General features: G+C 60.7%; 13 protein-coding genes and 1 tRNA gene. All 14 read right to left on the bottom strand.

Features of this window, described 5'->3' with window-relative positions; translation table 11 throughout:
• A partial coding sequence (locus BLR75_RS26260; protein ID WP_029771246.1) for a GTP-binding protein occupies positions 1 to 101 on the bottom strand: 101 nt, incomplete at its 3' end.
• A gap of 30 nt (positions 102 to 131) precedes the next feature.
• A complete protein-coding gene (gene fusA, locus BLR75_RS26255) occupies positions 132 to 2,261 on the bottom strand; it encodes an elongation factor G (protein WP_084313388.1) in 2,130 nt (709 codons plus the stop codon).
• A 30-nt stretch (positions 2,262 to 2,291) separates the two neighbouring features.
• Complete coding sequence (gene rpsG, locus BLR75_RS26250) at positions 2,292 to 2,762, bottom strand: 30S ribosomal protein S7 (RefSeq protein WP_009617132.1); 471 nt, start codon at positions 2,760 to 2,762, stop codon at positions 2,292 to 2,294.
• A gap of 100 nt (positions 2,763 to 2,862) precedes the next feature.
• Complete coding sequence (gene rpsL / locus BLR75_RS26245; protein WP_015475317.1) at positions 2,863 to 3,234, bottom strand: 30S ribosomal protein S12; 372 nt, start codon at positions 3,232 to 3,234, stop codon at positions 2,863 to 2,865.
• Between the two features lie 151 nt (positions 3,235 to 3,385).
• Entirely contained in the window at positions 3,386 to 7,585 is a 4,200-nt protein-coding gene (rpoC, locus tag BLR75_RS26240) for a DNA-directed RNA polymerase subunit beta' (RefSeq protein ID WP_084313389.1), read from the bottom strand.
• A 66-nt stretch (positions 7,586 to 7,651) separates the two neighbouring features.
• Positions 7,652 to 11,725: a DNA-directed RNA polymerase subunit beta gene (rpoB, locus tag BLR75_RS26235; RefSeq protein WP_084313390.1), complete on the bottom strand. Its 4,074-nt coding sequence runs from the start codon at positions 11,723 to 11,725 to the stop codon at positions 7,652 to 7,654.
• 221 nt (positions 11,726 to 11,946) lie between these two features.
• The gene (gene rplL / locus BLR75_RS26230) at positions 11,947 to 12,315 is read right to left on the bottom strand and encodes a 50S ribosomal protein L7/L12 (protein ID WP_084313391.1); all 369 of its coding nucleotides are present in this window, start codon (positions 12,313 to 12,315) and stop codon (positions 11,947 to 11,949) included.
• Positions 12,316 to 12,393: 78 nt separating this feature from the next.
• Complete coding sequence (gene rplJ, locus BLR75_RS26225) at positions 12,394 to 12,894, bottom strand: 50S ribosomal protein L10 (RefSeq protein ID WP_084313393.1); 501 nt, start codon at positions 12,892 to 12,894, stop codon at positions 12,394 to 12,396.
• 203 nt (positions 12,895 to 13,097) lie between these two features.
• A complete protein-coding gene (gene rplA, locus BLR75_RS26220; protein WP_084313395.1) occupies positions 13,098 to 13,793 on the bottom strand; it encodes a 50S ribosomal protein L1 in 696 nt (231 codons plus the stop codon).
• Positions 13,793 to 14,224 (bottom strand): 50S ribosomal protein L11, encoded by a 432-nt coding sequence (gene rplK, locus BLR75_RS26215; protein WP_084313397.1) that lies wholly within the window; start codon positions 14,222 to 14,224, stop codon positions 13,793 to 13,795. The genes rplA and rplK overlap by 1 nt, the downstream gene beginning before the upstream one ends.
• A 120-nt stretch (positions 14,225 to 14,344) precedes the next feature.
• Positions 14,345 to 14,878 carry a transcription termination/antitermination protein NusG gene (gene nusG, locus BLR75_RS26210; protein WP_084313399.1) on the bottom strand — a complete coding sequence of 178 codons (534 nt, stop codon included), beginning with the start codon at positions 14,876 to 14,878 and terminating at the stop codon, positions 14,345 to 14,347.
• A 9-nt stretch (positions 14,879 to 14,887) separates the two neighbouring features.
• On the bottom strand, positions 14,888 to 15,256 hold the full coding sequence (secE, locus tag BLR75_RS26205; RefSeq protein WP_084313401.1) for a preprotein translocase subunit SecE: 369 nt from the start codon (positions 15,254 to 15,256) through the stop codon (positions 14,888 to 14,890).
• Between the two features lie 43 nt (positions 15,257 to 15,299).
• Positions 15,300 to 15,375 (bottom strand) — tRNA-Trp (locus BLR75_RS26200).
• 53 nt (positions 15,376 to 15,428) lie between these two features.
• Positions 15,429 to 15,551, bottom strand: a 123-nt coding sequence (locus tag BLR75_RS26195; RefSeq protein WP_483878430.1) for an EF-Tu C-terminal domain-related protein, incomplete at its 5' end; no start/stop codon positions are given.

The raw sequence follows: 15,551 nt of genomic DNA, 5'->3' as shown, positions 1-15,551 counted from the left end.
TTGGTCAGGGCAGCGGTCAGAGTGGTTTTACCGTGGTCAACGTGACCGATGGTGCCGACGTTGACGTGCGGTTTGTTACGTTCGAATTTTTCCTTAGCCACGACAGTAAACCTCTTACTTAAAGGGCTGAATCAAGCTTGTTTTTTAACCAGCGCTTCGACGATGTTCGACGGAGCTTCGGCGTACTTGGAGAATTCCATGGAGTAGCTGGCGCGACCCTGCGACATGGAGCGAACATCGGTAGCGTAGCCAAACATTTCACCCAGCGGTACTTCCGCGCGGATGACTTTGCCGGAAACGCTGTCCTCCATGCCCTGGATCAGACCACGACGACGGTTCAGGTCACCCATCACGTCACCCATGTAGTCCTCAGGGGTCACCACTTCCACCTTCATGATCGGCTCCAGCACCTTGCCGCCGCCCTTCTGGGCCAGTTGCTTGGTCGCCATGGAAGCAGCGATCTTGAACGCCATCTCGTTGGAGTCGACGTCGTGGTAGGAGCCGTCGAAGACAGTCGCCTTCAGACCGATGAGCGGATAGCCGGCAACGACGCCGTTCTTCATCTGCTCTTCGATACCCTTCTGGATCGCCGGGATGTATTCCTTCGGAACCACACCACCCACGACTTCGTTGGTGAAGATCAGGCCTTCGGTGATGTTGCCCTTCTCGTCCACATCCGGAGTCGAGAAGCGAATCCAGCAGTGACCGAACTGACCACGACCACCGGACTGGCGAACGAACTTGCCTTCGATCTCCACGTTGTCCCTGGAGATGGTTTCGCGGTAGGAAACCTGCGGCTTGCCGATGTTGGCCTCGACGCCGAACTCGCGCTTCATGCGGTCGACGAGGATATCCAGGTGCAGCTCACCCATACCGGAGATGATGGTCTGGCCAGTCTCTTCGTCGGTCTTGACGCGGAACGACGGGTCTTCCTGGGCCAGCTTGCCGAGGGCGATACCCATCTTCTCCTGGTCAGCCTTGGTCTTCGGCTCGACAGCCACCGAGATTACCGGCTCCGGGAAGTCCATGCGCTCGAGGATGATCGGCTTCTCGATGTCGCACAGGGTGTCACCAGTGGTGACGTCCTTCATGCCGATCAGAGCCGCGATGTCGCCAGCGCGCACTTCCTTGATCTCGTCACGCTGGTTGGCGTGCATCTGCACCATACGACCAACGCGCTCTTTCTTGCCCTTCACGGAGTTGATGACCGACTGGCCGGACTCCAGAACGCCCGAGTAGACGCGAACGAAGGTCAGGGTACCGACGAACGGGTCGGTAGCGATCTTGAACGCCAGCGCGGAGAACGGCGCGTTGTCGTCGGCAGGACGCTCGTCGTGGATCTCGTTGTCATCAGTGCTGTCCGGATGGACGCCCTGAATCGCCGGGATCTCGGTCGGAGCAGGCAGGAAGTCGATGACGGCGTCGAGAACCAGGGGCACACCCTTGTTCTTGAAGGAGGAGCCGCAGACCGCCGGAACGATTTCGCAGGCGATGGTACGCAGACGCAGGCCGGCCTTGATCTCTTCGATCGACAGCTCGCCCTCTTCCAGGTACTTGTTCATCAGCTCTTCGTTGGCCTCGGCAGCAGCCTCGACCATGTTGTTGCGCCACTCGTTGGCCAGGTCGACCATCTCCGCGGGAATCTCTTCCTCGCGGTAGGTGGTGCCCTTGTCGTCTTCGTTCCAGTAGATGGCCTTCATCTTCAGCAGGTCGATCTGACCCTGGAAGTCATCTTCTGCACCGATGGCCAGTTGAACCGGAACCGGGGTGTGACCCAGGCGGTTCTTGATCTGACCGACGACGCGCAGGAAGTTGGCGCCGGCGCGGTCCATCTTGTTCACGTAGACGATACGCGGAACACCGTACTTGTTGGCCTGACGCCATACGGTTTCGGACTGCGGCTCAACGCCGGAAGTGCCGCAGAACACCACGACAGCACCGTCCAGCACGCGCAGGGAGCGCTCGACTTCAATGGTGAAGTCCACGTGGCCGGGGGTATCGATGACGTTTACGCGGTACTTGTCGTACTGGCCGCGCGAACCTTCCCAGAAGGTGGTGATCGCAGCGGAAGTGATGGTGATACCACGCTCCTGCTCCTGCACCATCCAGTCGGTGGTAGCAGCGCCGTCGTGTACTTCACCCATCTTGTGGCTGAGACCGGTGTAGAACAGGATCCGCTCGGTAGTGGTGGTCTTGCCCGCATCGACGTGGGCGCAGATACCGATGTTCCGATAGCGGTTAATTGCTGTAGTACGAGCCATAAAGCCCTCGCAAAAGTGTTGATGCCGTAATTAGAAGCGGTAGTGCGAGAACGCTTTGTTGGCCTCGGCCATACGGTGCACGTCTTCACGCTTCTTGACGGCAGCGCCTTTGCCTTCAGCAGCATCCAGCAGCTCGCCAGCCAGGCGCAGAGCCATGGACTTCTCGCCGCGCTTGCGGGCGTAGTCCACCAGCCAGCGCATGGCCAGAGCATTACGACGGGACGGACGAACTTCGACCGGAACCTGGTAAGTCGCACCACCTACGCGGCGGGACTTCACTTCGACCAGCGGAGCGATGGCGTCGAGAGCTTTTTCGAAGAGTTCCAGGGGGTCACCTTTACTGCGCTCTTTGACCTTGTCCAGAGCACCGTAAACGATACGTTCGGCAACGGCTTTCTTGCCGCTTTCCATCACGTGGTTCATGAATTTAGCCAGGATCTGGCTTCCGTACTTCGGATCGGCCAGGATTTCACGTTTGGCCGCTACACGACGTCTTGGCATTGATAAGCCCTCAAACGGTCTTCAGGTTAGCCCGGGACTGCGGCATTCAAGCCACGCCCGACCTTACTCTTATCGACTCAGCAAATAGGAAAACAAAAGATTACTTCGGACGCTTGGCGCCGTACTTGGAACGACCCTGCTTACGGTCTTTGACGCCGGAGGTATCCAGCGAACCGCGCACGGTGTGGTAGCGAACACCCGGAAGGTCCTTTACACGACCGCCGCGGATCAGCACTACGCTGTGCTCTTGCAGGTTGTGACCTTCACCGCCGATGTACGAGGAAACCTCGAAACCGTTGGTCAGACGCACACGGCAGACCTTACGGAGTGCAGAGTTCGGCTTTTTCGGGGTGGTGGTGTATACGCGGGTGCATACGCCGCGACGCTGAGGGCAGTTCTGCAGGGCAGGAACGCCGCTCTTGTCGACCAGACGCTTGCGCGGTTTGCGCACCAGCTGGTTGATAGTTGCCATCTATAGCTCCACTGATTGTCTTACGACACATAAACGAAATGGCAGGAGCAAGCGCCCTGCCAATTTTCGGGGTACAAGATACTAATGAGCTTCCTGCACACCGTCAAGACAAAGCCCCGCCTGTCAAGACAGCCGGGGCTTTGTTTCAGGCTCAGTTACCGCTCAGGTTGAGCGCTTCGGCCAGTGCTGCTTCGGCCTCGCTGGCGCTTACGCGCTGCGGCTTGCCGAGGTCGCGCTGACGCTTGCGCTCGCTGTGGTAGGCCAGACCGGTACCCGCCGGGATCAGGCGACCCACGACCACGTTCTCCTTCAGGCCGCGCAGGAAGTCGCGCTTGCCGGTGACCGCCGCCTCGGTGAGGACGCGGGTGGTCTCCTGGAAGGATGCCGCGGAGATGAACGACTCGGTGGACAGCGACGCCTTGGTGATACCCAGCAGAACGCGCTCGTAGCGGGCCGGGAACTTGTCCTCGGTCGCCAGTTGCTCGTTCTCTTCCAGCACGTGCACCAGTTCGACCTGATCGCCCTTGATGAAGCTGGAATCACCCGACTCGGCCACTTCGACCTTGCGCAGCATCTGACGCAGGATGGTCTCGATATGCTTGTCGTTGATCTTCACACCCTGCAGGCGGTACACGTCCTGGATCTCGTTGACGATGTACTTGGCCAGTTCGCTCACACCCAGCAGGCGCAGGATGTCATGCGGGTTGCTCGGGCCGTCGGAGATGACTTCGCCGCGGTTCACCTGCTCGCCTTCGAACACGTTCAGGTGGCGCCACTTCGGAATCAGCTCCTCGTACGGATCAGTGCCATCGTTCGGCGTGATGACCAGACGGCGCTTGCCCTTGGTCTCCTTGCCGAAGGAGATGGTGCCGCTGATTTCCGCCAGGATCGAAGGCTCTTTCGGACGACGGGCTTCGAACAGGTCGGCAACGCGCGGCAGACCACCGGTGATGTCACGGGTCTTCGAGGTTTCCTGCGGGATACGCGCAACAACGTCACCGATACGCACCTTGGCGCCGTCGGTCAGGTTGACCAGCGCGTTGGCCGGCAGGAAGTACTGGGCCGGCACGTCGGTGCCCGGCAACAGCAGATCCTTGCCTGCGGCGTCGATCAGCTTCACGGCCGGACGGATGTCCTTGCCGGCAGCCGGACGATCCTTCGCATCCATCACCTCGATGTTGGTCAGACCGGTCAGTTCGTCGGTCTGGCGCTTGATGGTGATGCCCTCTTCCATGCCCACGAAGGCCACGGTACCGTCCATCTCGGTGACGATCGGGTGGGTGTGCGGGTCCCACTTGGCGACGATTGCGCCCGGGTCGACCTTGTCGCCTTCCTTGACCGAAATCACCGCACCGTACGGCAGCTTGTAGCGCTCGCGCTCGCGACCGAAGTCATCGGCCACCGCCAGTTCGCCGGAACGGGAGACCGCAACCAGCGCGCCGTCGGCACGTTCCACGTGCTTCAGGTTGTGCAGGCGGATGGTGCCGCCATTCTTGACCTGTACGTTGTCCGCCGCGGAGGTCCGGCTGGCCGCACCACCGATGTGGAAGGTACGCATGGTCAGCTGGGTACCCGGCTCACCGATGGACTGGGCGGCGATGACGCCGACCGCTTCACCGATGTTCACGCGGTGGCCACGGGCCAGATCGCGGCCGTAGCACATGGCGCAGATGCCATGACGGGTTTCACAGGTGATCGGCGAACGGACCACGACTTCGTCGACGCTCATCTGCTCGAGGAAATCGACCCACTTCTCGTCGATCAGGGTGCCGGCGGGCACGATCACGTCGTCGCCGCCCGGCTTGAACACGTCGCGAGCGATTACGCGACCGAGGACGCGCTCGCCCAGCGGCTCGACCACGTCGCCGCCTTCGATGTGCGGGGACATCAGCAGGCCGTGCTCGGTGCCGCAGTCGATCTCGGTCACCACCAGGTCTTGGGCCACGTCGACCAGACGACGGGTCAGGTAACCGGAGTTCGCGGTCTTCAGTGCAGTATCCGCCAGACCCTTACGAGCACCGTGGGTGGAGATGAAGTACTGGAGTACGTTCAGGCCTTCACGGAAGTTCGCGGTGATCGGGGTCTCGATGATCGAGCCGTCCGGCTTGGCCATCAGGCCACGCATACCGGCCAGCTGACGGATCTGGGCCGCGGAACCCCGCGCACCGGAGTCCGCCATCATGTACATGGAGTTGAAGGACTCCTGGTCGACCTGCTTGCCTTCGCGATCGGTCACCTTCTCTTTCGAGAGGTTGGCCATCATCGCCTTGGACACTTCGTCGTTGGCCTTCGACCAGAGGTCGATCACCTTGTTGTACTTCTCGCCCTGGGTAACCAGGCCGGAGGCGTACTGGCTCTCGATCTCCTTCACTTCCTCGGTGGCGGCATTGATGATGCGCGCCTTCTCGTCCGGGATGACGAAGTCGTTCACGCCGATGGATACGCCGGAGATCGTCGAATAGGCGAAACCGGTGTACATCAGCTGGTCGGCGAAGATGACGGTATCCTTCAGACCTACCACGCGATAGCAGTGGTTGATCAGCTTGGAGATCGCCTTCTTCTTCATCGACTGGTTGACCACCTCGAACGGCAGGCCGGCCGGAACGACCTGGAACAGCAGCGCACGGCCGACGGTGGAGTCGACGATGCGGGTGTTGGCGGTCAGGCTGCCGTCTTCGTTCTTGATCTTCTCGTTGATGCGCACTTTCACGCGGGCGTGCAGGGACACCTGGCCGCTGCGGTAGGCACGGTCGACTTCCTGCAGGTCTGCGAAGGCCATGCCCTCGCCCTTCGCGTTGATCGCTTCACGGGTCATGTAGTACAGACCCATTACCACGTCCTGCGACGGAACGATGATCGGCTCGCCGTTGGCGGGCGACAGGATGTTGTTGGTGGACATCATCAGCGCGCGCGCTTCCAGCTGGGCCTCGAGGGTCAGCGGAACGTGCACGGCCATCTGGTCACCGTCGAAGTCGGCGTTGTACGCGGCGCAGACCAGCGGGTGCAGCTGGATCGCCTTGCCTTCGATGAGGACCGGCTCGAACGCCTGGATACCCAGACGGTGCAGGGTCGGCGCACGGTTCAGCAGGACCGGATGCTCGCGGATGACTTCGGCGAGAACGTCCCAGACCTCGGGCAGTTCGCGCTCGACCATCTTCTTGGCGGCCTTGATGGTGGTCGCCATGCCGCGGGCTTCCAGCTTGCCGAAGATGAACGGCTTGAACAGCTCGAGAGCCATCTTCTTCGGCAGACCGCACTGGTGCAGACGCAGGGTCGGGCCCACGGTGATTACCGAACGACCGGAGTAGTCTACGCGCTTGCCGAGCAGGTTCTGACGGAAGCGACCCTGCTTGCCCTTGATCATGTCGGCCAGCGACTTCAGCGGACGCTTGTTCGAGCCAGTGATGGCGCGACCGCGACGGCCGTTGTCGAGCAGGGCATCGACGGCTTCCTGCAGCATGCGCTTTTCGTTGCGCACGATGATGTCCGGAGCGGCCAGGTCGAGCAGGCGCTTCAGACGGTTGTTACGGTTGATGACGCGGCGATACAGATCGTTCAGATCGGAAGTCGCGAAGCGGCCGCCATCCAGCGGAACCAGCGGACGCAGGTCCGGCGGCAGCACCGGCAGGACGGTCAGCACCATCCACTCCGGATGGTTGCCGGAGCCCTGGAAGGCTTCCATCAGCTTCAGGCGCTTGGACAGCTTCTTGATCTTGGTTTCCGAGTTGGTCTGCGGAATCTCTTCGCGCAGGCGGCCGATCTCGTGCTCCAGGTCGATCTGGTTGAGCAGCTCGCGAACGGCCTCGGCGCCCATGCGCGCGTCGAAGTCGTCACCGAACTCTTCGAGGGCTTCGAAGTACTGTTCGTCGTTCAGCAACTGGCCCTTTTCCAGGGTGGTCATGCCCGGATCGATCACCACGTAGCTCTCGAAATAGAGCACGCGTTCGATGTCGCGCAGGGTCATGTCCAGCAGCAGGCCGATACGGGACGGCAGGGACTTCAGGAACCAGATGTGGGCGACCGGCGAAGCCAGCTCGATGTGGCCCATGCGCTCGCGGCGCACCTTGGCCAGAGCGACTTCCACGCCGCACTTCTCGCAGATCACGCCGCGGTGCTTGAGGCGCTTGTACTTGCCGCACAGGCACTCGTAGTCCTTCACCGGGCCGAAGATCTTGGCGCAGAACAGGCCATCGCGCTCCGGCTTGAAGGTACGGTAGTTGATGGTCTCCGGCTTCTTAACTTCGCCGAACGACCAGGAACGAATCATCTCGGGCGACGCCAGACCAATACGGATGGCATCGAACTCTTCGATCTGACCCTGGTTTTTCAGAAGATTTAGCAAGTCTTTCAAGGCCTTTCCTCCTCACGGACCCGGCGCGACCGGCCTTGACCAGCCGCGCCGTTCTAGCGTCACGTGTTATTCGGTTTCCAGTTCGATATCGATGCCGAGCGAACGGATCTCTTTGATCAGCACGTTGAAGGACTCGGGCATGCCGGCCTCCATGCGGTGATCGCCATCCACGATGTTCTTGTACATCTTGGTACGGCCGTTCACGTCGTCCGACTTCACGGTCAGCATTTCCTGCAGGGTGTAGGCGGCACCGTAGGCTTCCAGCGCCCAGACCTCCATCTCCCCGAAACGCTGGCCACCGAACTGCGCCTTGCCGCCCAGCGGCTGCTGGGTAACCAGGCTGTAGGAGCCGGTGGAACGTGCGTGCATCTTGTCATCGACCAGGTGGTTCAGCTTGAGCATGTACATGTAGCCGACTGTGGTCGTGCGCTCGAACTGGTTGCCGGTGCGGCCGTCGAACAGACGCATCTGGCCACTCTCCGGCAGATCGGCCAGCTTCAGCATGGCCTTGATCTCGCGCTCCTTGGCACCATCGAAGACCGGGGTCGCCATCGGCACGCCGCCCTTGAGGTTGTTCGCCAGCGCGATGATCTCGCTATCGGACAGCTCGTCCAGGTTCTCCTGGCGGCCACCGATCTCGTTGTAGATCTCGTGCAGGAACGCACGCAGTTCGGCGATCTTGCGCTGCTCTTCGAGCATGCGGTTGATCTTCTCGCCCAGGCCCTTGGCCGCGAGGCCCAGGTGGGTTTCGAGGATCTGACCGACGTTCATACGCGACGGTACGCCCAGCGGGTTCAGAACGATGTCCACCGGAGTGCCGTTGACGTCGTGCGGCATGTCTTCGACCGGCATGATCACCGAGACCACACCCTTGTTACCGTGGCGGCCCGCCATCTTGTCGCCCGGCTGGATGCGGCGCTTGATGGCCAGGTAGACCTTGACGATCTTCAGCACGCCCGGAGCCAGGTCGTCGCCCTGCTGCAGCTTGCGCTTCTTGTCCTCGAACTTGTCGTCGAGCATCTGACGGCGATCGCTGAGGTAGGCCTGGGCCTTCTCCAGCTGCTCGTTCAGTGCGTCGTCCGCCATGCGCAGCTTGAACCACTGGCCGCGCTCGAGGCCATCGAGGTACTCGTCGGTGATCTCGGTGCCCTTCTTCAGCGCCGGACCGCCATCGGCGACAGCACCGACCAGGGCAGCACGCAGACGCTCGAAGGTGGCGCCTTCGACGATGCGGAACTCTTCGTTGAGGTCCTTGCGGATCTCGTCCAGCTGCATCTTCTCGATGGCCAGGGCACGGGAGTCGCGCTCGACGCCGTCGCGGGTGAAGACCTGCACGTCGATGACGGTGCCCTTGGTGCCGGTCGGCACGCGCAGGGAGGTGTCCTTAACGTCGGACGCCTTCTCACCGAAGATCGCGCGCAGCAGCTTCTCTTCCGGAGTCAGCTGGGTCTCGCCTTTCGGGGTGACCTTGCCGACCAGGATGTCGCCGGCCTGTACTTCGGCGCCGACGTAGACGATGCCAGCTTCGTCCAGCTTGTTCAGCGCAGCCTCACCCACGTTCGGGATGTCCGCGGTGATTTCTTCTGGGCCGAGCTTGGTGTCACGAGCGACGCAAGTCAGTTCCTGGATGTGGATCGTGGTGAAACGATCCTCCTGGACCACGCGCTCGGACAGGCAGATGGAGTCTTCGAAGTTGAAGCCGTTCCAGGGCATGAACGCGACGCGCATGTTCTGACCCAGGGCCAGTTCACCCATGTCGGTGGACGGACCGTCGGCCAGGATGTCGCTGCGCGAAACCTTGTCACCCTTCTGCACCAGCGGACGCTGGTTGATGCAGGTGTTCTGGTTGGAACGGGTGTACTTGGTCAGGTTGTAGATGTCGACGCCGGCTTCGCCAGTCTCGACTTCGTCATCGTTCACGCGAACCACGATGCGGCTGGCGTCGACCGAGTCGATCACGCCGCCACGACGGGCAACCACGCAGACACCGGAGTCACGGGCGACGTTGCGCTCCATGCCGGTACCTACCAGCGGCTTGTCGGCGCGCAGGGTCGGCACGGCCTGACGCTGCATATTCGAGCCCATGAGTGCACGGTTGGCGTCGTCGTGCTCGAGGAACGGAATCAGCGAGGCAGCGACGGAAACGACCTGCTTCGGCGAAACGTCCATCAGGGTCACGTCTTCCGGCGCCTTGACGGTGAATTCGTTGAGGTGACGAACAGCTACCAGCTCGTCGACCAGACGGCCTTGCTCGTCGAGGGTCGCAGAAGCCTGCGCGATCACGTGATCGGCTTCTTCGATCGCCGAGAGGAAGACGATCTCGTCGGTCACCTGACCTTCCTTGACCACACGGTACGGGCTCTCGAGGAAGCCGTACTTGTTGGTGCGGGCATAGGTCGCCAGGGAGTTGATCAGACCGATGTTCGGACCTTCAGGAGTCTCGATCGGGCACACGCGACCGTAGTGGGTCGGGTGTACGTCACGGACTTCGAAGCCGGCGCGCTCACGGGTCAGACCGCCCGGGCCGAGTGCGGAGACGCGGCGCTTGTGGGTGATCTCGGAGAGCGGGTTGTTCTGGTCCATGAACTGCGACAGCTGGCTGGAACCGAAGAACTCCTTGATCGCGGCAGCCACCGGCTTGGCGTTGATCAGGTCCTGCGGCATCAGGCCTTCGCTTTCGGCCATGGACAGACGTTCCTTGACCGCGCGCTCTACACGCACCAGGCCAACGCGGAACTGGTTCTCGGCCATTTCGCCGACGCAGCGGACGCGACGGTTACCCAGGTGGTCGATGTCGTCGACGATGCCCTTGCCGTTACGGATGGAGACCAGGGTCTTCAGAACCTCGACGATGTCTTCCCTGCTCAGCACGCCCGGACCTTCGATCTCGGTGCGGCCGATGCGGCGGTTGAACTTCATCCGGCCGACGGCAGACAGGTCGTAGCGCTCGGCGCTGAAGAACAGGTTGCCGAACAGGGTCTCGGCAGCTTCCTTGGTCGGCGGCTCGCCAGGACGCATCATCCGGTAGATTTCGACCAGCGCTTCCAGCTGATTGCTGGTGGAGTCGATCTTCAGGGTGTCGGAGATGAACGGACCGCAGTCGATGTCGTTGGTGTACAGGGTTTCAAGGCGGACGACCTGGGCCTTGGCGATCTTCGCCAGGACATCGACGGAGAGCTCGGTGTTGCACTCGGCGATGATCTCGCCGGTAGCCGGATGCACGACAGCCTTGGCCACGGTACGGCCGATCAGGTAGTCGAACGGCACTTCCAACTGGCTGATGCCGGCCTTCTCGAGCTGGTTGATGTGGCGCGCAGTGATACGGCGGCCCTGCTCGACGATGACCTTGCCGGACGCATCCTTGATGTCGAAGCTGGCGATTTCACCGCGCAGGCGCTGCGGCACCAGTTCCAGGCTCAGGCTCTCGCCCTTGATCTGGAAGACGTTGGTGTCATAGAACGCGTTGAGGATTTCCTCGGTGCTGTAGCTCAGCGCGCGCAGCAGGACGGACGCCGGCAGCTTGCGGCGACGGTCGATACGGACGAATACCGCGTCCTTGGGATCGAACTCGAAGTCCAGCCAGGAGCCACGGTAGGGAATGATGCGAGCGGAGTACAGCAGCTTGCCGGAGCTGTGGGTCTTGCCACGGTCGTGGTCGAAGAACACACCCGGGGAACGGTGCAGCTGGGAAACGATGACGCGCTCGGTACCGTTGATGATGAAGGTACCGTTCTCGGTCATCAGGGGGATTTCCCCCATGTAGACTTCCTGTTCCTTGATGTCCTTGATCGCTTTGTTCGACGATTCCTTGTCGAAGATGATCAGGCGCACTTTTACACGCAGCGGGACGGCGAAGGTCACGCCGCGCAGCACGCACTCCTTCACGTCGAATGCCGGCTCGCCCAGGCGATAGCCGACGTATTCCAGGGCTGCGTTGCCGGAATAGCTGATAATCGGGAAAACGGACTTGAAGGCCGCATGCAGACCGATGTCACGGATCTGATCCTTGCTTGCGCCTGCCTGCAGGAATTCGCGATAGGAATCCAGCTGGATGGCCAGCAAATACGGCACATCCATGACGTCCGGCAACTTGCTAAAGTCCTTGCGGATACGTTTTTTCTCAGTGTATGAGTAAGCCATCAGCGTTCCCCAGCTTGGTCACCTGCTTGTTTGGCCTCTCCCACAGGAGCTGCCGAAAAATCGTGCAAACCCAAGGTTTGCTCCGCCCCACGGGGCGGGAATTTCACGTTATGGGAAGGCGGCAAACGCCTTCCTTCCCATAACGGAAAAAGGCCGGTGGCAAAAGCCACCAGCCATCAGCCTGTCGCTTACCGCTCGGGCTGTATATGCAAAGTCTTCGCTTACTTGAGCTCGACTTTGGCGCCAGCTTCTTCCAGGGCCTTCTTGGCAGCTTCGGCTTCGTCTTTCGAAGCGCCTTCCTTGACCACGCCCGGGGCGCCGTCAACGACAGCCTTGGCTTCTTTCAGGCCCAGGCCGGTCAGTTCACGAACGACCTTGATCACGTTCACTTTCTTCTCACCGGCTTCGGTCAGCATGATGGTGAACTCGGTCTGCTCTTCGGCAGCGACAGCGGCGACAGCCGGGCCAGCGGCAACGGCAGCAGCGGCGGTTACGCCGAACTTCTCTTCCATCGCCTTGATCAGTTCAACGATCTGCATGACGGACATTTCGGATACGGCGTTGATGATGTCTTCGTTGGTCAGAGCCATGACTCTAATTCCTGTATTGGGTGACGGCCTAAGGCCATCGAATTAAACAAAAAAAAGGTTGCAAGCGTTCCGGATGCCTTAGGCAGCGGCCGCTTCCTTCTGGTCGCGAATGGCCGCCAGAGTACGAGCCAGCTTGCTGGTAGCGCCTTGGATAACGCTCATCAGCTGTGCTACGGCTTCGTCGTAGGTCGGCAGGGTCGCCAGAACGTCGATCTGATTGGCTGCGAGGAACTGACCCTCGAACGCGGCCGCCTTGATCTCGAACTTGTCCTGACCCTTGGCGAAATCCTTGAAGATACGGGCGGCAGCGCCCGGATGTTCGTTGGAGAACGCAATCAGGGTCGGGCCCTTGAACACGTCGTTCAGCACTTCGAACTGAGTGCCTTCGACGGCGCGCTTGAGCAGGGTGTTACGTACGACTTTGACGTACACACCAGCAGCGCGGGCCTCTTTACGGAGTCCGGTCATTGCGCCGACAGTCACGCCACGGGCATCAGCCACGACAGCGGACAGACCGGCTTTGGCAGCCTCGTTGACTTCAGCGACGATGGCCTTCTTGTCTTCGAGTTTAATTGCCACGGGTTTACTCCTGGATGTTACCGATACGTCCAGCCGGAGCCGGACGGCGTTTTGGTGTCTGATTCGGTCAACGAATCGGGAGCACCATCTGCGTAGGCTTGTGGTTTAAGGCTTGCGCCGCCTACGGTCTTGGATAGCCCCCGCCAGGCAGGGACCCCAATACCTGCGAGCAGTGGGCGAACCCACTACCCGACTTTATTTCTTCAGACTTCCAGAGAAGCCTGATCGATCTGCAGACCGGGACCCATGGTAGTGCTGAGGGTCACGCGCTGAACGTAGATGCCTTTCGAGGACGACGGCTTCAGACGCTTCAGGTCGACGAGCAGGGCTTCAACGTTCTGCTTCAGCTTGGCCGGCTCGAAATCGATCTTGCCAACGGAAGCGTGGATGATGCCGTTCTTGTCGGTACGGAAACGAACCTGACCAGCCTTGGCGTTCTTGACCGCGGTAGCTACGTCCGGAGTCACGGTGCCGACTTTCGGGTTCGGCATCAGACCGCGCGGCCCGAGGATCTGACCCAGTTGACCCACAACACGCATCGCGTCCGGGGAAGCGATGACCACGTCGTAGTTCAGGTCGCCAGCCTTCATCTCGGCAGCCAGCTCGTCCATGCCAACCTTGTCGGCGCCTGCAGCCAGAGCGGCTTCAGCAGCCGGGCCCTGGGTGAAGACGGCAACGCGTACGGACTTGCCAGTGCCGTTCGGCAGAACGGTGGCGCCACGTACGACCTGGTCGGATTTACGCGGATCGACGCCGAGGTTGATGGAGATATCAACCGATTCCTTGAACTTGATGGTCGACAGTTCGGCCAGCAGTTTGGCGGCATCTTCGAACGCGTATTGCTTGCCGGCTTCTACCTTCTCGGCGATAGCCTTTTGACGCTTGGTCAGCTTAGCCATTACACACCCTCCACGTTGAGGCCCATGCTACGCGCGGAACCGGCGATGGTACGCACGGCCGCATCCAGGTCAGCTGCGGTCAGATCGGCCTGCTTGGTCTTGGCGATCTCTTCCAGCTGAGCACGGGTAACGGTGCCCACTTTCTGGCTGTTCGGACGGCTGGAACCGCTGGAGATGCCAGCAGCTTTCTTCAGCAGCACGGAAGCCGGGGTGCTCTTGGTTTCAAAGGTGAAGCTGCGGTCGCTGTAAACGGTGATGATCACCGGAGTCGGCAGACCAGGCTCCATGCCCTGGGTCTTGGCGTTGAACGCCTTGCAGAACTCCATGATGTTCACGCCGTGCTGGCCCAGAGCGGGACCGACCGGCGGCGACGGGTTGGCCTGACCGGCCTTCACTTGCAGCTTGATATAAGCCTGGATTTTCTTAGCCATTTGCTACTCCAATTACGGGTTCTAACGCCCCTGCGGGCTCCCCGGTTGCTTTCGCGTTTATCCCAATGACGACAAAACCCCGCAGCCTGCGGCTGCGGGGTGTGGGATGCTTTGTGCCAGTCAGACTTTCTCGACCTGGCTGAACTCTAGCTCCACAGGAGTGGAGCGACCGAAAATAAGCACGGCAACCTGGATCCGGCTCTTTTCGTAGTTAACTTCTTCGACGACACCATTGAAGTCCGCGAACGGACCATCGATGACGCGGACGGTCTCGCCCGGCTCGAACAGGGTCTTCGGCTTCGGCTTGTCGCCGCTGTCGGCCACACGACGCAGGATGGCTTCAGCCTCCTTGTCGGTGATGGGAGCCGGCTTGTCGGCAGTACCGCCGATGAAGCCCATGACTCGAGGGGTATCCTTGACCAGGTGCCAGGTGCCCTCGTTCATTTCCATCTGGACCAGCACGTAGCCAGGGAAGAACTTGCGCTCGCTCTTGCGCTTCTGGCCGTTACGCATTTCCACGACTTCTTCCGTGGGAACCAGAATTTCGCCGAACTCGCCTTCCATGCCGGCCAGCTTGACCCGCTCGATCAGCGAGCGCATGACATGCTTCTCGTAACCCGAGTATGCATGCACAACGTACCAACGCTTAGCCACGGAACACCCTTAACCAACAATCATGGATACCAACCAACCCAGCAGGGAGTCCAACCCCCAGAGCACCAGCGCCATAACCAGCACCACTGCCACCACGATCATCGTGGTCTGAGTTGTCTCTTGACGAGACGGCCATACAACCTTGCGAATCTCGGCACGCGCTTCCTTCGCCAGCGTCAGGAAGGCCCGCCCCTTGACCGTTTGCAGCGCAACGAAGGCCGCAATGATCGCCAGAGCCAGAACACCGAGTACGCGATAGAAGATCGGTTGCGCGGAGTAGTACTGATTGGCGACAACGCCAACCACCACAAGAATCGCAACCAAGAGCCACTTCAGGACATCGAAACGCGATTCGTTGGCTTCTGCCTTCGCATTCATCTGCTAAGAATCCCGTTAAAGAAATGCCAGATCTTGAGGAATCTGGCAGGCCAGGAGGGAATCGAACCCCCAACCTGCGGTTTTGGAGACCGCCGCTCTGCCAATTGAGCTACTGGCCTGAAGCAAAATCAGGCCGGCCATTATGCCGGCCTGAGAGGAGAAGATCAACCGATTATTCGACGATCTTTGCAACCACGCCAGCGCCAACGGTACGGCCGCCTTCGCGAATCGCGAAGCGCAGACCTTCTTCCATGGCGATCGGAGCGATCAGGGTGACAACCATTTTCACGTTGTC

Source organism: Pseudomonas jinjuensis (genome assembly GCF_900103845.1).
GTDB lineage: Bacteria > Pseudomonadota > Gammaproteobacteria > Pseudomonadales > Pseudomonadaceae > Pseudomonas > Pseudomonas jinjuensis.
Note: the sequence above shows the minus strand (reverse complement) of the source record. Positions and strands in the feature narration are given on the sequence as shown.

Coding starts and splice junctions, on each gene's coding strand:
- fusA (WP_084313388.1), bottom strand. CDS start 2,261: ATGGCTCGTACTACAGCAATTAACCGCTATCGGAACATCGGTATCTGC.
- rpsG (WP_009617132.1), bottom strand. CDS start 2,762: ATGCCAAGACGTCGTGTAGCGGCCAAACGTGAAATCCTGGCCGATCCG.
- secE (WP_084313401.1), bottom strand. CDS start 15,256: ATGAATGCGAAGGCAGAAGCCAACGAATCGCGTTTCGATGTCCTGAAG.
- rpoB (WP_084313390.1), bottom strand. CDS start 11,725: ATGGCTTACTCATACACTGAGAAAAAACGTATCCGCAAGGACTTTAGC.
- rplK (WP_084313397.1), bottom strand. CDS start 14,224: ATGGCTAAGAAAATCCAGGCTTATATCAAGCTGCAAGTGAAGGCCGGT.
- rplL (WP_084313391.1), bottom strand. CDS start 12,315: ATGGCTCTGACCAACGAAGACATCATCAACGCCGTATCCGAAATGTCC.
- rplA (WP_084313395.1), bottom strand. CDS start 13,793: ATGGCTAAGCTGACCAAGCGTCAAAAGGCTATCGCCGAGAAGGTAGAA.
- rpsL (WP_015475317.1), bottom strand. CDS start 3,234: ATGGCAACTATCAACCAGCTGGTGCGCAAACCGCGCAAGCGTCTGGTC.